The organism is Salipiger sp. (assembly GCF_048261495.1).
In the GTDB taxonomy this organism is placed as follows: domain Bacteria; phylum Pseudomonadota; class Alphaproteobacteria; order Rhodobacterales; family Rhodobacteraceae; genus Salipiger.
The window spans coordinates 190,007-212,036 of record NZ_JBLXFX010000001.1 but is presented as its reverse complement, the minus strand read 5'-3'; the positions used below and the strand labels follow the sequence as shown (position 1 = coordinate 212,036).

Genomic DNA, 22,030 nt, shown 5'->3' with positions numbered 1-22,030 from the left:
CCATGAAGATCCTGGTGACCGGCGGTGCGGGGTTCATCGGTTCGGCCGTGGTGCGGCTTGCCGTCACGCGCGGCCACGCGGTGGTGAACGTCGACGCGCTGACCTACGCGGCCTGCCTCGACAACGTGGCGAGCGTCGCGGACAGCCCGCTCTATGCCTTCGAACAGGCCGACATCCGCGACCGGGCCGTGCTCGACAGGGTCTTTGCCGCGCACCGGCCCGACGTGGTGATGCACCTCGCCGCCGAAAGCCACGTGGACCGCTCCATCGACGGACCCGGCGATTTCATCGAAACCAACATCAACGGCACCTACAACATGCTGGAGGCGGCCCGCGCCTATTGGGTGGCCGAGGGCAAGCCTGCGGGCTTCCGTTTCCATCATATCTCGACCGACGAGGTGTTCGGCACCCTCGGCGACACCGGGCAGTTCACCGAAGACACGCCCTATGCCCCCAATTCGCCCTATTCCGCGTCCAAAGCTGCCTCGGACCACCTCGTCCGCGCCTGGCACGAGACCTACGGCCTGCCGGTCGTGATGACCAATTGTTCCAACAATTACGGGCCCTTCCACTTCCCGGAAAAGCTGATCCCCGTGGTCATTCTCAAGGCGCTCGCCGGGGCGCCGATCCCGGTCTACGGGCAGGGGCTGAACGTACGCGACTGGCTCTATGTCGAGGATCACGCCGACGCGCTGCTGCTGGTGGTGGAAAAGGGCAAGCTCGGCCGCAGCTACAACATCGGCGGCGAGAACGAGATGCGCAACATCGACATCGTGCAGACAATCTGCACCATTCTCGACGAAAAGCGCCCCGGCAATCAGGCCTATGCCGAACAGATTTCCTACGTGACCGACCGACCCGGCCACGACCTGCGGTATGCCATCGACCCGTCGCGCATCCGGGACGAACTGGGCTGGCGCCCCTCGGTCACGGTCGAGGAAGGTCTCGAAAAGACCGTGCAATGGTATCTGGACAACGAAGACTGGTGGCGCGCCCTGCAGGACCGCGCCGGAGTCGGCGAACGGCTGGGGGTCAAGGCATGAAGATTCTCGTATTCGGGAAATCCGGCCAGGTTGCGACCGAGCTGCGTCGAAAGGCCGATGTCATCGCTCTCGGCAGGGACGAGGCCGATCTGACCGACGCGGCCGCCTGTGCGCGGGCGATCGTCGATCACGCTCCGGGTGCCGTCATCAATGCCGCCGCCTATACCGCCGTGGACAAGGCCGAGAGCGACGAGGAAACCGCGCTGGCCGTGAACGGAACCGCGCCGGGCGAGATGGCCGCGGCTTGCGCCCGGCTCGGCATTCCCTTCGTCCATATCTCGACCGACTACGTGTTCGACGGCAGCGGCGACCAACCCTTTGCCGCCGATCACCCCACCGCCCCGCTCGGCGCCTACGGGCGGACCAAGCTGGCCGGCGAAGAGGCCGTGCGCGCGGCTGGGGGCACCCATGCCATCTTCCGCACCAGTTGGGTGGTGTCGGCCCATGGCAACAATTTCGTCAAGACCATGCTGCGCCTCGGGGCCGAGCGCGACCGCCTGACCATCGTCGCGGATCAGATCGGCGGCCCGACTCCGGCCGCCGATATCGCCGATCTCTGCCTCGTCGCGGCGCGGGCGCTTGCCGATGATCCGGCGAAGTCCGGCACCTACCACATTTCCGGCGGGCCCGACGTCAGCTGGGCGGATTTCGCGCGGGAAATTTTCTCGCAGTCCGGAATCACATGCGAGGTCGCGGATATCCCGTCCTCCGACTACCCCACCCCGGCCCGCCGCCCGCAGAATTCGCGGATGGACAACAGCGCGACCAAGGCGGCCTTCGGCACGGACCGGCCGGACTGGCGCGTCGGACTGCGGGACATTCTGAGCGAACTGAAGGCAGCAAGAGCATGACCGAACGCAAGGGCATCATTCTCGCCGGCGGATCCGGCACTCGGCTTTACCCGATCACCATGGGCGTATCGAAGCAGCTTCTTCCGATCTACGACAAGCCGATGATCTACTACCCGATTTCGGTGCTGATGTTGGGCGGAATGCGAGAGATCGCGGTCATCACCACGCCCGAGGACAAGGACCAGTTCATCCGCCTTCTGGGCGACGGATCGCAATGGGGCCTCAGCTTTACCTATATCGAGCAGCCGTCGCCGGACGGCCTTGCCCAGGCCTTCATCCTGGCCGAAGACTTTCTCGACGGCGCGCCGTCGAGCCTGGTTCTCGGCGACAACATCTTCTTCGGCCACGGCCTGCCCGAGCTTCTCAAGGCGGCGGATACACAGAAAAGCGGGGCCACGGTCTTTGGTTACCAGGTCGCGGACCCGGAACGCTACGGTGTCGTGGCCTACAATGCCGACGGTACGGTCAAGGCGATCATCGAAAAGCCCGACGTGCCGCCCTCGAACCACGCGGTCACGGGGCTTTACTTCGTCGACGGCACCGCGCCCCGGCGTGCCAGGGACGTGAAGCCGTCCCATCGCGGAGAGCTCGAGATCACCACCCTGCTCGAAAGCTACCTTGCCGACGGCACCCTGCACGTACAGCGCATGGGGCGGGGCTATGCCTGGCTCGACACCGGGACGCACGGAAGCCTTCTCGATGCCGGGAATTTCGTCCGCACCCTCGAAAACCGTCAGGGGCTGCAGACCGGCTGTCCGGAAGAGATCGCCTTCCAGCAGGGTTGGATCGGACGCGATGAACTTGCGGAGCAGGCCGAGCGATATCGCAAGAACAAATATGGCGCCTACCTCAAGGGACTTCTGTGACCACGTCAGGAAGTCCCGCGCCGGCAAGAACGGAAGGACCGGGCCATGGCGCCTAGAAAACTGGTGGCATACGGGCATTCGCACCTTGCCGCGATGATGCGCGCCTACAAGGAGCGCGAGGCCGAAGAACCCGATCCGACCATCGAGGCGCAGTTCGAATGGCTCGGGCGCAAGCCCCTGCAGCCGAATTTCGAGCTGATCGGTTTCGGCAAGCTCAAATCGGCCCGCAAGGAGGGCGAAGAGATCTACCGGTCGATGGCCGACCGCCTGCGCGGTCCCGGAGCCGAAGCGGTGTCAAAGGGCGAAAAGGTCCGCGCCCTGTCGGAAAAGCTGGAAACCTTCCTGCGCGGGTCGCTGGCCGAGCAGAAGCCGGACGCGATCCTGCTGATCTGCATGGGCAATGAATACAACAGCCTCGGGATGCTGCGTCATCCGCGCCCCTTCGATTTCACCCTTCCCGGCAGCGACCTGCCGTTGATCGAGGGCGCCGAGGTCATTCCGCACGGCATGATGAAGGACCACCTGCGCGAAACCGTCGACAACAACGCCCTGCTGTTCTGGCGCTTCTTCAACGACGTCGCCGGGGACGTGCCGATCTACATGGTGCCGCCGCCGCCTCCGATCGCGAGCGAAGAGCACATCCTGTCCTTTCCCGGGGCCTTTGCCGACCGCGCCGGGGAATACGGCATCTCGCCGGTCTCGCTGCGCCGCAAGCTGTGGCTGCTCTATTGCGAGGTGCTTCGCGACGGCATCGCGGGCACCGGCACGACCTTTGTCGATCTGCCGCCCGTGGTCTTTACCGACGGCTGCCTGTCGCGCCAGTTCTGGCAGAAGGACCCGACGCACGGCAACCTGGATTACGGGCTGGTCGTACTGGATCACGTGCTCGACCTGGCCTTCGAACAACCGGCGGAGGTCTGAGGCATGAACCGTCCGAACAACCCCTATTCCGACCTTCCCGACCATTGCTTCTGGTCGCGCAGCCATCGCGGCCTGACCGCGGCCGAGATCGACCCCGTGGTGAAGGGCGGATTCACCCTGACGCCCGAGATGAAGATCGCCACGGCGGGCAGTTGCTTTGCCCAGCACATCGCCCGCCACCTGAAGGCCGAGGGGTACAATTACCTCGTGACCGAAAAGGCGCATCCGGTGATCTCGGACACGGTGGCGCAAAGCTACAATTACGGTGTCTTCACAGCCCGTTACGGCAACATCTACACTGCGCGTCAGCTCAACCAGCTTGCGCGGCGCGCCTATGGCGCATTCACCCCGGTCGAGGATCTCTGGGAGGTCGAGGGCGGCTGCGTCGATCCCTTCCGCCCCAACGTGCAGCCGCGTCCGTTCTGCGACGCCGAGGAACTGGCGGTCATGCGCGACCGCCACTTCGCCGCGGTGCGCGAGATGATCGAGACGGCGGATGTCTTCGTCTTCACCTTCGGTCTGACCGAGGCTTGGGTGTCCAGGGAGGACGGCGTGGTCTTTCCCCTCGCGCCCGGTGTCGCGGGCGGCGCCTTCGATCCGGAACGCCACACCTTCCACAATTTCACCGTGGACGAGATCGTCGCCGATTTCGCCGATTTCGTGCAGCAGATGCGCGCGGTCAACCCCGGTGTGAAGGTGCTGATGACCGTCTCTCCCGTGCCGCTGATCGCCACCGCGCGGCAGGATCAGAGCGTGATCGCGGCCACCGCCTATTCCAAGGCCGTGCTGCGCGTCGCCGTCGAACAATTGAGTGGTCTTCTTGACGATTGCTTCTACTTTCCGTCGTACGAAGTCATCACGGGCAACCACGCGCAGGGTGCCTATTTCGCGCAGGACCTGAGGGACGTGGAACAGGCTGGTGTAGACCATGTAATGCGGTTATTCATGCGCCACTATACGGACGGGACGGTTCAGGCCGTGCCCGAGACCGGCAACGAGAGCAGGTTCGAGGACCAGATTGGCGCCGCCCTGGATCTGATCTGTGACGAAGAGATGATAGAAAAAGCGGTTCGATGAACGACCAGGAATTGCCGAAGAAGGTGGTGGGGCTCTACTCGTTCCCCAAAAGCGGAAACACCTGGCTCAGGGCGATCATCGCGGGCGCGACGTCCATGCCGATGTCCGCCGGGGCGCTCCAGAAATACGTGACCGATACGCACTACGGGCGGATCATGCAGAACCCCTGGTCCTTCCAGGGGACGGACTGGTTCTTCTACAAGTCCCATCGCAAGCATCTGCTGGAAGATGACGAAGGCGATCCGCTTCACACGGACAAGGTGCTCTACATCTACCGGCATCCGCTGGATGTCTTCGTGTCCTACCTGAATTTCGTGTCGAACAACGTCTCTCCGCAGGCCGGCAAGCAGCTCAACATCAGCTTCGACACGGTCGAGGATCTGACCCCAGAACAGATGGAGCACCTGTTTTCCATCTTCCTCGAACACGGCACGCTGATGCCGCGCAACAAGGCCTTCGGCGGCGTCTTCGAACACGTGGCGAACTTCCGCAAGCTCAAGGAAACCTGGGGCCAGGTGCATATCCTGCGCTACGAGGACCTGTTCGACGATTTCGAAGGTCAGATCGCCGCGATGTGCGGTTTCCTCGGGCTCGAAAACGTCGATCTGGCGAATGTCTACAAGGCGGCGGACAAGCGGACGCAGCAGAACGGCAAGTTCTTCTGGAAGCGCCAGCGCGAGAATTTCCGAAACTACCTGACAGACGATCAGGTCGACCGCTTCGTGTCCCGCTGGGGCGAAGACATGTCGCTGCTTGGTTACGAGATGGCGTGAGCATCGTGCCGGGCATGCGACTTGAGAGGGACCGGGTGTGACGGCTGGACAGGTTGCCATCTACGTGGTCGGCAAGGGACTGAACGAGGACGGCGTCATCCGGCTGGGTGTCGCCCGCCTGTCCGAAGCCTTCGACCGCGTGGACGTGGTGATCGAAGGCGATTTCCGCGAGCGCTTCGAAACCCTGCTGGGCGGTCTGCCCAATATCCGGATCACCCCCTTCGACGGCAAGGTCTTCACGCCCCTCGCGGGGGCGCGGCAGGGTCTTCTGGCACTGTTCGACGAGGGGCGGACCGACGGCCCGGTACTGATCACCGGCAGCCACGTCTTCGGCCCGATCGGCGTGCTCGGGCCCGGCGGTTTCGCGCTGCCTCCGGGCGCGCAGGTGCTGGCGCCCTACTGGCACGATTGCGCGCTGGACCTGCGGCTCGACCCGTTCAAGCCGCCGGCGCGGGTGCCGCAGCTCGATTTCACCCTGTTCTCGGCGGATCTGGTGCAGGATACCCGGTTCCAGGCCTTCTGGCGGGATCTGGTGCCGCTCAATGACCCGTGGCGCGATCTGCTCGACGGCGTCGTGGGGCTTGGCCGTCTGCTGGAGGATGACGGGCATACCGTCGCCTATCCGATGGAGGCGGGCGTCGCCGGCTCTGCCGAACCGCGCTATTTCGAGATCGACCGGCTGGTCAGGGCCGGCGCCCCCTGCATCCCCGTGTCGGTCCTGCTGCTCGATCCGCTGATCCATGATGTCAGCGCCATCGACCTGCGCGGTGCCATCGACTGGCTGCGCGCCGAAGACCCGGCCGTCTATCGCGCGCTCATCCGGTTCGCCACGCGCCATGTGAAGCTGCGCAATTTCTGCACCATCGCGGATCAATACGAGGTGCTGTCGCCTCACGCGGTCAACCCGACCAAACAGCGCTGGGCCTTCGGCACCATCGCCGTCTTCATCCACGCCTACTATGCCGAGATGATGCCGGAATTCTGGGCCCTGATCCAACGCCTGCCGCAGGATTCCCATCTCTTCATCACCACGGCGAGCGAAGCCGACGCAGCCAGCATCCGGGCCTTTCTGGACGACAAGGGCTGGCCCGGCGACGGCCACGACGTCCGCGTCGTCGAAGAGAACCGCGGCCGCGACATGTCCTCGCTGTTCATCACCTGGCGCGACGTGGCCCTCTCCGGCGAATACGAGGTCGCGCTGCGCCTGCACTCCAAGCGCACGCCGCAGGTGTCGCGGCAGGTGGGCGAGGGGTTCAAGGATCACCTCTTCGAAAACCTCGTGCATACCGAGGGTTACGTGCGCAACGTGCTCGACCTCTTCGAGGCGCAGCCGGATATCGGGATGATCGTTCCGCCGGTGGTGCACATAGGTTTCGGGACGCTCGGACATTCGTGGTTCAGCAACAAGCGCACGCTCGCCGACCTGACGCGGGAAATGTACATCGACGTGCCACTGGACGATTTCACCCCGGTCGCGCCCTACGGGACGATGTACTGGTTCCGCACGGATGCGCTTCAGAAGATGTTCGACTGGCGCTGGAAGTGGAGCGATTACAACGCGGAACCGCATCACGTGGACGGTGGCGTCGCGCATGTGCAGGAGCGGCTGATCGGCTACGCGGTGCAGGATCGCGGCTATCGCATCGTGCAGGTGATGTCGCCCCGTATGGCCGGGCGCAACTATGCCAAGCTTGAGTACAAGGCGCAGATGTTCTCGGCCTATTGCGCCTCGAACAACGTGATCGACCAGCAGCTCGAACTGGAAAGCCGCGGCATGGTGATCCGCCGGACCATCTTCCGGACCTTGCGCGATGCCTATGGACGCACGTTGCAGCGGTTCCCCGCCTCGCGCGCCTTCCTGCGGCCGTTCAAGAATGCCGCCGTCTACCTGCTGACCCGAGGGAACTGAGCGGTCAGATCCGTCCCAGCATCGCGGCCCCGGCCATCAGCGCGGTTTCCAGCCGTCCCTGCCGGTGCAGGCCGAGCCGCTGCCAACCCGCGATGACCTGCGGACCCTTGCATCGGCGAAGGGCGGCGAATTCGGCAAGGATCGCCTGGTTCTCTGCGGTCAGAAGATGGGAATTGCGCTGCAATGCCCGTACGTTGCGGGTGATCCAGTGGTGGTAGCGGCCCTGCCAGATCGTTCCGAACCGGGCATAGCGCGCCGCGAAACCGCGATTCCGCCCGAGCTGGTTGTGATGGTGCTGGCGGTAGAACAGCGTCGGCTGCGCATCGTAGAGGATCTTGCCCCCGGAGCCGCTGACCAACTGGTAGAACCACCAGTCGTGAAAGGCGGGCAGGGGGTCGAGCCCGGCAGAGCGCGCCAGCGTGACACCGCCTTCGGACAGCACCATCGTGTTTCCCCCGGCAACGGTCTGGATCAGCGCGTTGCGAAAGGACGGCGGGCGCTGCCACAGTGGCGAGGTCGCACGCGGCCGGTCGGGATCGGTCCCGAGTTCGGTCCGCGAGCAATAGAGCGCAACGCCCTCCCCCGCCTCCGACAGACGATCCAGCGCACGGGCAAGGCGATGGGGATACCAGATGTCGTCCTGATCGCTGAAGGCGACCGGACCGGGAGGCAGGTCCGGGTGGCAGAGAAGCGCGAGAAAATTTCCCGCGACGCCTTTGCCCGGTCCGTCGAGCAGGCGCACCTCCTGCGGAACGGAGGCGGCGAAATCGGTCAGGATCTGGCGCGTGGTGTCGGTCGAGCCATCATCCCCCACCCAGAGCCGCCAGCGCGATTGCGTCTGGCGCGCCAGCGAATCCAGCTGCTCGCGCAGATGAGGCGCACCGTTGCGGGTGCCCATCAAAATGGTGACCAAAGGCGTTTCCCCGGCCGCGGTCATGTCGGTCCCTCGTTCCTGCGCCGTGTCGCGCATCTGCCGATCATCCTCTTCCGGAGGCGTTTCGGCAAGAATTTCCTGTTGTCGGGGATGTCAGGTGCCGACCGCGCGGATCCGGGTGACATTCGCCGTCATGTCGTCCCGAGACCAGTCGACCAGCCGGTCGAGCCCCTCGTCGAGCGAAAAGCGCGGCATCCAGCCCAGCTTTTCCCGCGCCAGCGTGATATCGGCCAGCGCGTGCCGGATGTCGCCGGGCCGGAAGGCGCCGGTCACCGTGAGGTGGTCGCGGGGCATGCCGAAGCGGTCCAGCAACCGGCGCGCGATCTCCAGGATGGTGACCGTTTCGCCGGAGCCGATGTCGAGGATGTCGGTCGGCATGTCGGTGACGGAGCCCATGAGCGCGAAGGCGTTGACCACATCGTCCACCAGTACGAAATCCCGCGTGATCTCGCCGTCCTCGTAGATGGCAAGGGCGCCGCCCTCCTGGATCTGCCGGCAGAAGATCGACAGCACCCCGGTATAGGGATTGTTCTGCGACTGGCCGGGCCCGTAGACGTTCTGAAGGCGCAGGATGCCGACTGCCACGTCGCTGCCCCAGAACGCCTGTTGCAGCAGGTATTCCTGCATGAGCTTGGTCGACGCATAGATCGACGCGGGCGCCACGGGGCAGGCGGCAGAGGTGGCGACCGGAGTCAGCGGACGGCCCGCGGCATCGCGCACGGCGAAATCCCCGGCGGCCATGGCATCGTCATCCCGCGCCGAGGCGGTGGCGACGCGGCCCTCCGCATCGACATAGGCGCCCTCTCCGTAGACCGCGCGGGTTGCCGACAGCACGATCCGGCGCACGGAACCGCCATGCGCGCGCACCGCCTCGATCAGGTGCGCGGTGCCGAGCACGTTCACCTCGGAGTAGCGGGTCGGCAGATCGAAGCTCTGGCCGGTGCCGGTTTCGGCGGCGAAATGGTAGATGATCTCCGGATCGGAGACGCGCACCGCCTCGACCAGCGCGGCGCGGTCGCGGATGTCCGCCTCGATCACGGTGATCCCGGTGGCCTTCAGCCGTTCGCGATTTTCCGGATTTCCGTCATGCACCTGGGCCAGGAAATTGTCGAAGACGGTGACCCTGTGACCCTGGGATGCCAGCCTGACCGCCAGGCGCGAGCCGATAAATCCCGCGCCACCCGTTACCAATACCCGACCCTGCGTCATGCACTTCTCCTTGGCCTCAAGCGTCTTTGTCAGAAACGGTTCGGAAAGGCAAATTCTGCCGCTGAGTCGCCATGCCCGAGTATTTCGCGAAAAACATGAATTAATCGCCCCGGTTTCGCCGCCATTGTATCCGGCGCGGGCCATGCCCCCGGGCGAGGGTAACCCCCGGTGGGTGCGCTCATGATCGGAACAGGACCATGGTGGAAATGACCTATGCGCGCTCCCTGGCAACGGGTCGCGCCGGGTTCGGGGCCGGAATCACGGATCTCGAAATCGCCGAGGTGGGCGGTACGACGTATCTTTTCGCCGCGTCCGGCTATACCGGCGGGCTGAGTTCCTATGCCGTCGCGGCGAACGGGCAGACCACGCTGGTCGGCCAGTCGACGCACGCCTCCGGAACCATGGCCTTCGGCACGGCGGATATCGTGGTGACGAGCACGGCGGGGCAACAGCGGGTGATGACCGTCCTGCACGGGGACGGCGGGCTTGAGTCGGTGGACATCAACGGCAACGGCACCTTCGACGGGGCCGCGCAATGGGCCGGCGTGACGGGCGCGTCCGTCGTCGATGCGCTGTCGGTGGCGACCTTCGGCAGTCTGCTGATCGTCGGCAAGCGCGAGACCGGCATTTCTGTCTTCAAGATGGAGCGCGACGGCAGCGTCCGCAATCTTCGCAACGCCGCGGTGAATCTCGGCTACTTCGTGGCGCTCGAAATCATCGAGGAGTTCGAGGAGGACTACCTTGTCGGCGCCTCCGCGACCGGCGATGCCGTCGTGTCCTGGAGTATCCTGGCCGACGGCTCCCTCATCGAAATCGGGCGCATCGGGATGGAGGACGGGCTGGGGATCGACTCGCCGAGCGCGTTGACCTCGGTCACGGTGAACGGCGTGCCCTATGTCGTGGTGGCGGGGTCGGACAGTTCCTCGCTCAGCGTGCTTCGGATCGGCGGGGACGGCGCGCTGCACGCGACGGACCACGTGATCGACGATCTCGACAGCCGTTTCGGCGGTGCGTCCGAACTGGCCTCGGCCGAGTGGGAGGGCAACAGCTTTGTCGTGGCCGCGGGGGGCGATGACGGGATGAGCCTGTTTCTCGTTCTCGAAGGCGGCAGGCTGCTCTACCTCGATTCCGTTGCCGATACCGCGGGTACCCCGCTTCGGAACGTCAGCGCGCTGACCGCGACCCCGACGGCAGACGGTCTGCACATCTACGTTTCGGGCGAGGGCGAAACCGGCATCGGCCAGTTCGACGTCGATCTGCGCGGCTTCGGCGATATCCTTCAGGGGACCTCCGGCGACGACACGCTCCGGGGCAACGCGCAGGACGACATCCTGATCGGCGGCGCCGGGCAGGACTGGCTGATCGGCGGAGGAGGCGCGGACATCTTCGTCTTCGACAACAGCACGGGGCGCGACATCGTCACCGATTACGACCCGGCGGCCGACACGCTCGACCTGTCGCTGATCCCGATGCTCTACTCGATCGACCAGCTGACGATTTCCGCCACCGCGAACGGGGCGCTCGTGATGTTCCGCGACCTGGAGATCGAGATCCGTTCCGCAGACGGTCGGCCGCTGGATGCAGACCAGCTTCGCATCACGTTCGGGGTGGCGCATCTTCAGACCGGCACCGTCGCGATGCGGGAGAGCACGACGGGGGATTTCGTGACGGGGACCGGGGGCAACGACGTTCTGGACGGCAGTTCCCGCGGAGACGAGATCCGCGGCCTCGGCGGCAACGACCGCATTCTCGCGGGACCGGGCGCGGATACCGTGGACGGCGGCGACGGGATCGACACGCTGGATTTCCGGGGGGTCGACGGGCGGGTGCTGGTGGATCTTCTCAACGATGTGCAATCGTCGGGCTTCGCGCGGTTTTTCGGGTACGGCAGCGCGCTGGGCGACAGCTACACCAACGTGGAACGCTTCTTCGGCGGGGGGTTCGCCGACAACCTGCGCGGCGGACATGGCGGAGACGTCCTGCACGGCGGCGGCGTTTCGGACCGGCTGTACGGTCGCGGCGGGAACGACACGCTGAACGGCGGCACAGGGGCCGATGCGCTGTACGGCAACCTCGGGGCCGACGTGATGACCGGCGGCGACGATGCCGGGCGGCGCGACCGCTTCATCTATTTCAACGCGGCGGAATCCGGGGTCGGCGCGGGCCATCGCGATGTCATCACGGATTTCGTCCCGGGCGAGGACCGGATCGAACTCGGTCGCCTCGACGCCGACCTGTCGCTCGGCGGCAAGCAGGCTTTCACCTTCATCGGCAGCAATGCCTTTTCGGGCCACGCGGGAGAGCTGCGCGCGGGCATCGTGGCGGGGCAGGGCATCACCCTGGTGCAGGCGGATCTGGACGGCGACGGCGTGGCCGATTTCGAGATCGAACTGACCGGGCGGCACACCCTTCACGCCAGCGATTTTCTGCTCTGAGACCAGATACGGACAGGTGCAAAATGCCTTGAGGACGGCTATGACGGCGCGCAGGAGATGGCGCCTGACCACGCCGTTGATCGAGGAGCATCGGAATGAGTACGCTGACCACCACCGGCAATTTTGTCTATCGCGGCGACAACCCCTGGATCGACGCCCTGATCTGGGGAGGCCGGTGGACCTCCAACACCTCCTCCTTCCCGGTGCGCATCGATTATTTCTACCAGAGCGGCGCAGATCCCTACGGCTTCAACGGCATTGCCTCCGCCTCTCCCTGGACCGCGGCGGAACGCGCCGCGCTCGACGCGGTGACGGACGCCTGGGAGGCGGTCGCCAACATCGACTTCCGCCAGACCACGATCGCGGATCTTGCCGACATCTGGTACTGGCTCGGCTCCGATGCCGAGGTCGGCGCACTGGGCTGGCACGAAGTGCCGGACACCTCGGCCATCGAACCGCTCTACGGGGTGTTCAGCGAACAGGGGCAGGGCTGGTATCCGGCGGGCCTCCTTCCCGGCGGCTACGCCTTTCTGACCATCCTGCACGAGGTCGGGCACGGCCTCGGCCTGGCGCATCCGCAGGACAACGGCGGCACCAGCGGCATCTTTCCCGGCGTGACCTCGGCCTATGACGATTTCGGAGATTACGACCTGAATCAGGGTGTCTTCACCGTCATGACCTACAACGACGGCTGGCTGACGGAATTTCCGAACCACTCGCCGTTGCTCGGGGATGAAACCTACGGCTATTCCGCCACGCCGATGGCGCTGGACATCGCCGCGATCCAGGCGCTCTACGGCGCCAACACCACCTACGCAAACGGCAACGACAGCTATGCGCTGCCCTCGGCCAACGGGTCGGGCACGCTCTGGGCCTGCATCTGGGACACCGGCGGCGACGACACGATCACCGCGACGGGCAGCGATCTCGACTACACCATCGACCTGCGTCCGGCAGAGCTGACCGGGGCCCACGCGGGGGGCTATGTCTCCTATACCGGGTCCGTGGTCGGCGGCTTCACCATCGCCAACGGGGTCGAGATCGAGAACGCCTTCGGCGGGTCCGGCGACGATACGATCACCGGCAACGACGCGCGCAACACGCTGCTCGGCGGGCTCGGCAACGATTCCCTCTCGGGCGGCGGGGCGAACGACACGCTGCGCGGAGGTGGCGGCAACGATTCCCTGCGTGGCGGCGGCGGGGACGACGTGCTGGACGGCGGCGGCGGTGGCGACGTGATCGACGGCGGTGCCGGGCGCGATACCGTCAGCTATGAAAGCGCGACGCGCTCGGTCCGGGTCGACCTGCAGAACACGCAGTTCATGTACGGCGACGCGGTGGGCGACACCTTCATCAGCATCGAGGTCTTCCGGACCGGCGACACGGTAGACCAGCTGCGCGGCGATGCCGGGTCCAACGTGTTCTACACCGGCGGTCTGAGCGATCGCCTCTATGGTCGCGCGGGCAACGACACCCTGTTCGGCGAAGGCGGGGCGGATGCCTTTTACGGCGGGCTCGGCGCCGACACGATGACCGGCGGTTCCGGTGCCGGGCGGCGTGACCGCTACATCTACTTCAACATCGCGGAAAGCGGTGTCGGGGCGGGCAACCGGGACATCATCACCGATTTCGTCGCGGGAGAGGACCGGATCGAGATTTCGCGGTTCGACGCCGACACCACGCAGGGCTTCAAGCAGGCCTTCACCTTCGTCGGGTCGACCGGGCTCAGCGGCACCGCCGGCGAGCTCGGGTACCGTCACCTGGGAGGCAACACGATCGTCCAGGCGGATGTCGACGGCGATGGCGTGGCCGATTTCGAAATCCAGTTGACGGGCATCATGACCCTGACGGAAAACGACTTCCTCATCTGATCGCCACGGCCGGAGACTGCTCCGGCCGCGCACTTCGGCAACATCTCCGCCCGGCGGATTTGTTGCCGAAATGGCGTCAAATCTTGCGAATTGCCGCGCCATTGGACCGATTTGGTCCGCATCCAGCCCGAATTTGAACACCTTCGAACGGTACTCCTGTCCATGCTCTGGAAGGGGAAACCTGAACGCCGTGGGGGTGACATTCAGAACCGGACCGGACTTGTCGAGCGGGGGATAACCCCGTCGGGGAGTCCGTCGACGACCTGACTCTGTCGCGAGACATCCAAATCCTTTGCAACCAACAGCTTGGTGCCGGCCTCTGCCAGGGGCGGCACCTTACCGGAGAACGTGTGCGGACAGCAGACCGCGAGCAGGAGTCGTTTGTTATGTATCAGGAACCCACCGCAGAGGAGCAGTTGCTCCTCGAACTGGTCAACCGTGCCCGAGCCAATCCCTCAGGGGAATTCGACGAGCTGATTGTCAATGCCGCACGGGCCACGGGGGCCAATCCGGAGATCACCTCGGCCCTGAATTTCTTCAACACCGACATGGATCTGCTCTACAGCCAGTTGCAGGGCCTCGCGGCGGTCGCGCCGGTGGCATGGCACGTGCAACTGGCGGAATCCGCCGACACGCACGGTCAGCTGATGATCGACCACGACACCCAATCCCACAACGTCAGCGGCGAGCCCGACCTTCTGACCCGGATCAGCAATGCCGGATACCAGCCGATCCGCCAGGTGGCCGAAAACGTCTTTTCCTATGCCTACAACGTGCTTTACGCCCACGCGGGGTTCTACATCGACTGGGGCGGCTCTGCCGCGACCGGCGGCATCCAGGACCCTGCCGGGCACCGCATCACCATCCTGAACCCGACCTATACCGAGGTCGGAATCTCCATCATCCACGAGAACAACTCCCGTACCGCCGTCGGGCCGCTGGTCGTCACGCAGCATTTCGGCACGACCTGGGGCGCGCAGGCGCAACTGCTCGGGGTGGTGATCGACGATCTCGACGATGACGATTTCTATGACGTCGGAGAGGGGATGGGCGGCGTCACGGTGACGGCGGTCAGCAACGCCGGGACCTACACCACGACGACCTGGGCCTCGGGCGGCTACCAGATGGTGCTGCCGGCGGGGCGCTATACCGTGACCTTCTCGGGCGGCGGTCTGGATGGCAACGTGGTGGAAACCGTGACCATGGGCAGTTCCAACGTCAAGGTCGATGCCGAAGCCGACGCGGCGACCACCGGGCCCGGCAACGGTCCGGACGACATCACCGGCACCGGGCGTTCGGACGACATTTCCGGATATGGTGGCGACGACATGATCCGGGGCCTCGGCGGCAACGACACGCTGCGCGGCGGCGCCGGCAACGACACGCTGGACGGCGGCGGGGGCGGCGATCATATCGACGGCGGTCCGGGGCGCGATACGGTCAGCTACGAAAGCGCGACGCGGTCTGTCCGGGTCGATCTTCAGAACGCCGCCTACATGTACAACGACGCGGTCGGCGACACCTTCACCAGTGTCGAGGTCTTCCGGACCGGCAATGCGTCGGACCAGTTGCGCGGCGACAGCGGCAGCAACGTCTTTTACACCGGCGGCAGTTCGGACCGGCTCTATGGCCGCGCCGGGGATGATTTCCTGTACGGCGAGGGCGGCGCCGATGCGTTCTACGGCGGCATGGGTGCGGATACCATGACCGGCGGAGACGGCGCGCGACGGGACCGGTTCATCTTTTTCAACATGGCCGAAACCGGCGTCGGGGCCGGTCAGCGCGACGTCATCACCGATTTCACCCCGGGCGAGGACCGCATCGAGATCTCGCGCTTCGATGCCGACCTGACCCAGGGCTTCAAGCAGAGCTTCACCTTCGTCGGCGACACCTTCTTCTCGGGCAATGCGGGAGAGCTTCGCTACGGCCATTCCAGCACCTCCACGATCATCATGGGGGATGTGGACGGCGACCGCGTGGCGGATTTCGAGATCGAGCTGATCGGGATCATGGACCTCTCCGCCAGCGACTTCCTTCTGTAAGGTTTGATACGATCGGGTGTCCGCAAGACTTGCAGGATTGCTGACAAAGGTTAGTGTCGTCCGGGCCCGGTATATTCCGGGCCCGGCGCCATTTTGTAGAACCTTGGAAAAACGGCCCGGCAGTAAATTCAAGCAGGCTGAGGGTTCGTTACCATGACGACATATTCTTTCGAGGGCTACGGAATTCAATTTCCGGAGGATGACGGCCCGACCATATCCGTATCGCCGGAGACGCTGGAGTTCGTGATTCTGGACGGCTCGACGTCCTTTTCCTACAACGTCATCGACGATTCCGAACCCGATGCGTTCCCGGACATCGGCACCGATCTCCAGATCACCAATGTCGTGCTCGACGGTGTGCGCTACACCTCCGACATGCTGGCAGAGCTTCAGCTCTACCTCGGGCAGGTGGTCTGGTCCGGCGGAACGACCTACATCCTTTCGATCTCCGCTTCGGACGATCCCGCTGATTTCGAACATATCTTCCGGATCGCGGGCGTGGAGCCCCCGGCGTTTTCCTCCCCCTCGGCCGTCGACGCCTGGCTGAACACGGTCACCTTCATCGGCACCGCGGGGGGCGCATTCGCTCCGGACCAGCAGATCGCGGTGGCGGCGCTGACCGGCGCCACTGTGTCGGAAAACGATTCCATCCTCGGGACGACGGGCGAAGACGCGCTCGACGGCGGGGCCGGTGACGACACGATCAATCCGCTCAGCAACGACTCCTCCGAGGACATGATCCGCCCCGGCGGCGGCAATGACCGCATCATCTACAGCGATGTCAGCTCCGCCAGCTTCAATATCCTCGACTATTCCAACATCGGCCAGGGCATTACCGCCAACCTCAACGCCTTTGCCAATACGGGGCAGATCACCGGAGCGGGGACCGACACCATCGTCGATTTCGCAGCCGCGGCATCGGCCGACGGGATCATGGTGATCGGCACGGCTTCCGGCGATACGTTCAACGTGCGTGCGGATGTCGACGACTACATCCAGATCAATCCCGGCGGCGGCAATGACACGGTCAACGTCACCGTCGCGGTGGATTCGATCGTGCGCGTCTCCTACTCCTGGGGCGGCGATTTCGATCCGACCCAGGGTGTCGTGGTCGATCTGTCCACCAACACCGTGTCGAACGACGGCTTCGGCGGCACCGACACGATCACCGTGAACGGCAACGGCTGGCTCGAAATCGAAGGCTCCTTCCTTGATGACAGCCTCACCGGCAGCGACCGCAACGAACGCTTCATCACGCGCAACGGCGCCGACACGGTCGACGGCGCCGGGGGCTGGGACGTGATCCGCTACGACCGCTCCCAGATCGATTCCGTGGTGGTCGACCTCGAAGCGGGTACCGGCACCGGACGCTGGAACGGCAATCTCTTCACCGACACGCTGATCAACATCGAAGAGGTGCGCGGCTCCCGGAACGGGGACGACATGCTGACCGGTGACGGCAACGACAACCGCCTGCGCGGCAACGGCGGCGACGACACCCTGCGCGGTGGCGAAGGCAACGACCGCCTGCAGGGCGATGACGGCGACGACGTGCTGATGGCCGACGGCTCCGGCTCCGACACCGTCGACGGCGGCAACGGCACCGATCTCGCGTCCTACGAGATGTCGGAAGGCCGCGTGCTTGTCGATCTGCAGAACGACGTGAGCGGCGCGGCCTTTGCCCGCTTCTTCACCGAGGGCGCGGCATCGGGCGATATCTACTTCGGGATCGAGAACATCCTCGGCGGAGCCGCCGCGGACAACCTGCGCGGCGATGCCGGCGCGAACGAGATCGACGGCGGCGGCGTGTCCGACCGCGTCTACGGACGGGGCGGCAACGACACCCTGAACGGTGGCGCCGGAGCCGATGCGATCTACGGCAACCTCGGGGCCGACGTGATGACCGGCGGCGACGATGCCGGACGGCGCGACCGCTTCATCTACTTCCAGGCCGAGGAATCCGGCGTGGGCGCGGGCAATCGCGACATCATCACCGACTTCGTCGCGGGCGAGGACCGGATCGAGCTCGGCCGCATCGACGCCGACATCACTCAGGGCTTCAAGCAGGCCTTCGACTTTGTCGGAGAAGACGGTCTGGATGGAACCGCTGGGCAGCTCGGCTACCGTTTCGAGGGTGGCAACACCATCGTCGAGGCGGATCGCGACGGTGACGGAGTTGCGGATTTCGAAATCGAGCTGACGGGCACGGTCGTCCTGACGGCGGACGATTTCCTCATCTGATCCGCGCGGCAGCGGGATCGACCGGGGGCCGGGGGCGCAGCACCTTCCGGCCCCCGGTGTCGTTCCGGGGCGCCGGATTTTCCGCAGAGCGGTGGAATTTCGGACTTTATCCGGGGGGGACTTCAGCTAACATCGCCGCCACGGCGTTCGGGAGGCGCCCTATTTTCGCGGAGGATATTTGATGGAACCTTTGACACTGCTGCCTGACGGCAGGATCGTCGTGATTTCGACTCTCTACATCGGCTCGGGTCCGGTCTGGACCGTGCGGGTCTACGCACCGGGCGGCGCCGAGATCACCTCGGAGGCGGTCGCCTTCGGCGCGGGCACCCCGGTCGGCGAACCCTATGCCGGCGCATACGAATTCAACGTGCTGCCGGACAGCGGCGGCGGGGTCCGGATCGTCGCCCGCTCGAACTCGACCACCACCGGCCATGTCTTCCACATCGACGCGGCGGGCAGCGTCGCCGGCTCGGACAGCTTCGACACCAGCGCCAACGATGCCACGGTGCCCTTCATCACGGTCTACGCGAATTCGATCCAGCTTCCCGGCGGCGCGATCGCGACGGCCAGCTACGGCACGCTGTACCTGTCGAACAATGCCGGGATCTATCAAAGCCAGACTCCCCGACCCGCCGGAACCGACTACGACAACGAATCCGAGTTGCTGGTCGTCGGGAACCGCATCCTGCGGATCAGCCATTCCGACCGGCCCGGCACCTCGGACGAAATCGTCATCAACGGCCAGTACTACAACATGGACGGCACGCTGTCGGGCGACGAATTCGCGATCACCACGCCGGGCCTTCTCTATGCCTTCGGCCAGTTCGACGTCGAGGCGGTGGAGCTTGCCGATGGCCGCATCGCCGTCAGCTATGTCGGCGCGCGGAACGGCGACGAGGACGATCAGCAGAGTTCGGTCTTCGTGACGGTCATCAACCGCAACGGCACCGTCTCCGTCCCCGAGCAGCTGGTGAATACCGGAGATACGGCGGGCAACCAGGGCGGCGTCAACCTCTGGCCGCTGGCGAACGGCGGCTTTGCGGTGACCTACGGCACGACCACGGGCTACACCCCGAACGACAGCCGCAACACGCGGTTCTACGATGCGGACGGCGTCGAGATCGGGGACTACGGCACTCCGGTGTCGTCGGGGTCCGAATACATCTACGTCTCTCCCGACGGCTCGGTCTGGTATCTCGACCAGGAGGACCCGCATCTGGAATACACCCTGCCGGACCCGGATGCCCCCGGCGTCACCGGGAACGAGATCATCCTGTCGCAGGCAACGCTCGGCGAACTGGCCGAGGATGCGGAAACCGCGACGCTGGCGGATGGCCGGGTGGTCGTGGTCTACGATTACACCAATCTCTACAGCTTCGTGCGGGTGTTCGACCCCTCCGACGACAGTGTCGTGACCATCGGGCAGATCGCGGGGGCCAAGGAAATCTCGGTCGCCGCGCTCGGCGACGGTGGCTGGGCCGTGGCCTGGTTGTCCGGCAATTCGCCCTCCATCGAGCAGGTGCACGTACAGGTCTACAATGCCGACGGCTCGATCCGCACCGCCGACACGGTGGTCTTCGACGGCGAGGCCGAATACATCCAGCTTCACGCCACGCAGTCGGGCTTCATGCTGGCCTACATCAACGATGACGACGCCTTCGACGACGACGGGATGCTGCAGTTCTTCAACGCGCAGGGCGTCGCCCTGGGTGCCGCGGTGGAATTCGACGACGGTCTCAAGCAGGAATCCGATGTCGACGCGGCGCTGCTGTCCAACGGCCGCCTCGCCGTGGTCTGGAGCAGCGACAACCCGGCGAATTTCGTCAATTCCGCGCGGATGATGGTCTACAATGCCGACGGCACCCCGGCGCTGGGCGCTCCCGTGTTGCTCGACGCGCCGATCAGCCCCTACCTGCCGCCGCGTGTCGCCGCGCTCGACGCCGGGCGGTTCCTGGTCGTCTATCCGGACCAGAACAACGTCTTCCATGCCCAGATCGTCAACAACAACGGCCAGCCGGTCGGCGCGTCCTTCGTGCTCGATACCGTGGGGCCGGTGAACCCGGGCGAGAACCTCAACGTCTCATCGTCGCATTCCCAGGTCTGGGACGTCGAGATCACCGGCGACGGGCAGATCGTTCTGGCCTTTGTCGCGCAGGCGCAGGGCGCGAGCGACACCGATGTCTATTACGCGATCTTCGATGCCGACGGCACGCCGGTCGTGCAGGCCGCCATCGCGAACGAGAACCTTCCCGACACTCAGGATTCGGTGGAACTGACCCGGCTCGACGACGGAACGGTGTTTCTGACCTTCACCGATGACACCAACGTGCAATTCTCCAGCCAGCAGGCCATTCACGGCGTCCGGATCCAGGGCGGCGAAGCCCCGCCCGAACCCGGTCCGACCGAGGCGGCGGATTCTCTTACGGGGACCTCCGGCGCGGACAGCATCGACCTGCTGGGCGGGAACGACACCTACGACGGGCTCGGGGGCAATGACTCGATCCTCGGCGGGGCGGGGGATGACAGCCTGACGGGCGGCGACGGCAACGACACGATCGACGGAGGCGCCGGGGGCGATTTCATCGACGGCGGAGCGGGCCGGGACGTGGTCAGTTACACCAGCGCCACGCGCTCGGTCCGGGTCGATCTCCAGAACACCCAGTTCATGTATGGCGATGCCGTTGGCGACACCTTTGCCAATGTCGAGGTCTTCCAGACCGGCGACACGGTGGACCAGCTGCGCGGCGATTCCGGGTCCAACGTGTTCTACACCGGCGGCCTGTCGGACCGCCTTTATGGCCGCGCGGGCAACGACTTCCTCTTCGGTCAGACCGGGGCGGATGCCTTCTACGGCGGGCTCGGGGCGGACACGATGACCGGCGGCCCGGACGAGGATCGCCGCGACCGCTACATCTACTTCAACATCGCGGAATCGGGTGTCGGGGCGGGCAATCGCGATGTCATCACCGATTTCGTCAGCGGCGAGGACCGGATCGAGATCCGCCGCTTCGACGCCGACACCACGCAGGGCAACAAGCAGTATTTCGACTTCGTCGGGGATGCGGGCCTGTCCGGCACGGCGGGCGAGCTGGCCTATGTGCACGAGGGCGGCAACACCATCGTGCAGGCCGACGTGGACGGCGACGGCCTCGCGGATTTCGAGATCGAACTGACCGGGGTCATGGACCTCACCGCGGACGATTTCCTGATCTGAGCCCTCGGCAGACCCGCCCCCGGCTTCGGGGCGGGTCTGCCGCGATTCGGCCACATTTCGACGCTCCCGTCCGGCGCCGGAGCCGCCCCGACCGCCACAATCACGCCCGATGCAGCGGATCGTTCCTGAAATCCGGGCAAATTAACCTGTCGTTCAGGGAGTCTTTGAGTTCCCCCGGCCCGATGCCTATGTTGAATGTGGCCGGAACAAGGAATTTTCCGGACATCTTCTGACTTTGAACGATCGGACCTGGTGCCATGTCTATGCTTTTGCTTCCCTTCGAAATGACCGACTCGTTCGAGTTCAAGACGCAGGAGCATCACGCCCCGGAACCCGGCACCGGCGAAACCTTTGTCGACATCGCGCATACGGCCCCCGGACCCGGACCGCTGGTCGCGTTTCAGGACATTGCGCACCAACTGCCGGACCCCGTGTCGCTGGTCGCCTACGGCGAGTTGACGCACATCGCCCCCGGTCCGCCGCCGGAAGTGGCCTATGCGGACATTCCGCATCACGCCCCGGAAAAGGCACTTGCCGATGCGGTCGGACTTCTCGATCATATCGCGTCGGTCGGATTTGGCGGTGAGGAGGGCGCGGATATGCCGGTCAGCAGCGCGCTGTTCGACGATTTCCTGTTCTGAGAT

15 protein-coding genes are annotated in these 22,030 nt (G+C 65.1%); 13 read left to right on the top strand and 2 right to left on the bottom strand.

Annotated elements, in window-relative coordinates; genetic code table 11:
* Positions 1 to 2 precede the first annotated feature (2 nt).
* Genes rfbB through ACN0RJ_RS00865 form a run of 7 tightly spaced genes read left to right on the top strand, consistent with a single transcriptional unit; the run spans position 3 to position 7,440 of the window.
* Complete coding sequence (gene rfbB / locus ACN0RJ_RS00895) at positions 3 to 1,043, top strand: dTDP-glucose 4,6-dehydratase (protein WP_417723128.1); 1,041 nt, start codon at positions 3 to 5, stop codon at positions 1,041 to 1,043.
* The gene (rfbD, locus tag ACN0RJ_RS00890) at positions 1,040 to 1,894 is read left to right on the top strand and encodes a dTDP-4-dehydrorhamnose reductase (protein WP_417723127.1); all 855 of its coding nucleotides are present in this window, start codon (positions 1,040 to 1,042) and stop codon (positions 1,892 to 1,894) included. Before rfbB ends, rfbD begins: the two co-directional genes overlap by 4 nt.
* Positions 1,891 to 2,760, top strand: coding sequence for a glucose-1-phosphate thymidylyltransferase RfbA (gene rfbA, locus ACN0RJ_RS00885; RefSeq protein ID WP_417723126.1), 870 nt, complete (start codon positions 1,891 to 1,893; stop codon positions 2,758 to 2,760). Before rfbD ends, rfbA begins: the two co-directional genes overlap by 4 nt.
* Positions 2,761 to 2,805: 45 nt before the next feature.
* The gene (locus ACN0RJ_RS00880; RefSeq protein ID WP_417723125.1) at positions 2,806 to 3,681 is read left to right on the top strand and encodes a hypothetical protein; all 876 of its coding nucleotides are present in this window, start codon (positions 2,806 to 2,808) and stop codon (positions 3,679 to 3,681) included.
* 3 nt (positions 3,682 to 3,684) lie between these two features.
* Positions 3,685 to 4,758 carry a GSCFA domain-containing protein gene (locus ACN0RJ_RS00875; protein ID WP_417723124.1) on the top strand — a complete coding sequence of 358 codons (1,074 nt, stop codon included), beginning with the start codon at positions 3,685 to 3,687 and terminating at the stop codon, positions 4,756 to 4,758.
* Positions 4,755 to 5,531, top strand: a complete 777-nt coding sequence (locus ACN0RJ_RS00870; RefSeq protein WP_417723123.1) for a sulfotransferase domain-containing protein — start codon at positions 4,755 to 4,757, stop codon at positions 5,529 to 5,531. Before ACN0RJ_RS00875 ends, ACN0RJ_RS00870 begins: the two co-directional genes overlap by 4 nt.
* A 37-nt stretch (positions 5,532 to 5,568) precedes the next feature.
* Positions 5,569 to 7,440 (top strand): rhamnan synthesis F family protein, encoded by a 1,872-nt coding sequence (locus ACN0RJ_RS00865; RefSeq protein ID WP_417723122.1) that lies wholly within the window; start codon positions 5,569 to 5,571, stop codon positions 7,438 to 7,440.
* 4 nt (positions 7,441 to 7,444) lie between these two features.
* On the opposite strand, the gene ACN0RJ_RS00860 is transcribed toward ACN0RJ_RS00865, so the two are convergent.
* Together ACN0RJ_RS00860 and ACN0RJ_RS00855 are read right to left on the bottom strand one after the other, a co-directional pair.
* Positions 7,445 to 8,410, bottom strand: coding sequence for a glycosyltransferase (locus tag ACN0RJ_RS00860; protein WP_417723121.1), 966 nt, complete (start codon positions 8,408 to 8,410; stop codon positions 7,445 to 7,447).
* 57 nt (positions 8,411 to 8,467) lie between these two features.
* Positions 8,468 to 9,583 carry an NAD-dependent epimerase/dehydratase family protein gene (locus ACN0RJ_RS00855; RefSeq protein ID WP_417723120.1) on the bottom strand — a complete coding sequence of 372 codons (1,116 nt, stop codon included), beginning with the start codon at positions 9,581 to 9,583 and terminating at the stop codon, positions 8,468 to 8,470.
* 197 nt (positions 9,584 to 9,780) lie between these two features.
* Here ACN0RJ_RS00855 and ACN0RJ_RS00850 point away from each other — a divergent pair, with 197 nt between their 5' ends.
* The 6 genes from ACN0RJ_RS00850 (at position 9,781) to ACN0RJ_RS00825 (ending at position 22,027) form a co-directional block, all read left to right on the top strand.
* On the top strand, positions 9,781 to 12,018 hold the full coding sequence (locus tag ACN0RJ_RS00850; RefSeq protein WP_417723119.1) for a calcium-binding protein: 2,238 nt from the start codon (positions 9,781 to 9,783) through the stop codon (positions 12,016 to 12,018).
* A gap of 95 nt (positions 12,019 to 12,113) precedes the next feature.
* Positions 12,114 to 13,889 carry a M10 family metallopeptidase gene (locus ACN0RJ_RS00845; RefSeq protein WP_417723118.1) on the top strand — a complete coding sequence of 592 codons (1,776 nt, stop codon included), beginning with the start codon at positions 12,114 to 12,116 and terminating at the stop codon, positions 13,887 to 13,889.
* Positions 13,890 to 14,275: 386 nt separating this feature from the next.
* Positions 14,276 to 15,931, top strand: coding sequence for a M10 family metallopeptidase C-terminal domain-containing protein (locus ACN0RJ_RS00840; RefSeq protein WP_417723117.1), 1,656 nt, complete (start codon positions 14,276 to 14,278; stop codon positions 15,929 to 15,931).
* A gap of 153 nt (positions 15,932 to 16,084) precedes the next feature.
* Complete coding sequence (locus ACN0RJ_RS00835; protein WP_417723116.1) at positions 16,085 to 18,172, top strand: calcium-binding protein; 2,088 nt, start codon at positions 16,085 to 16,087, stop codon at positions 18,170 to 18,172.
* Between the two features lie 181 nt (positions 18,173 to 18,353).
* Positions 18,354 to 21,386 carry a calcium-binding protein gene (locus tag ACN0RJ_RS00830; protein WP_417723115.1) on the top strand — a complete coding sequence of 1,011 codons (3,033 nt, stop codon included), beginning with the start codon at positions 18,354 to 18,356 and terminating at the stop codon, positions 21,384 to 21,386.
* 257 nt (positions 21,387 to 21,643) lie between these two features.
* Entirely contained in the window at positions 21,644 to 22,027 is a 384-nt protein-coding gene (locus ACN0RJ_RS00825) for a hypothetical protein (RefSeq protein WP_417723114.1), read from the top strand.
* Positions 22,028 to 22,030: the final 3 nt, after the last annotated feature.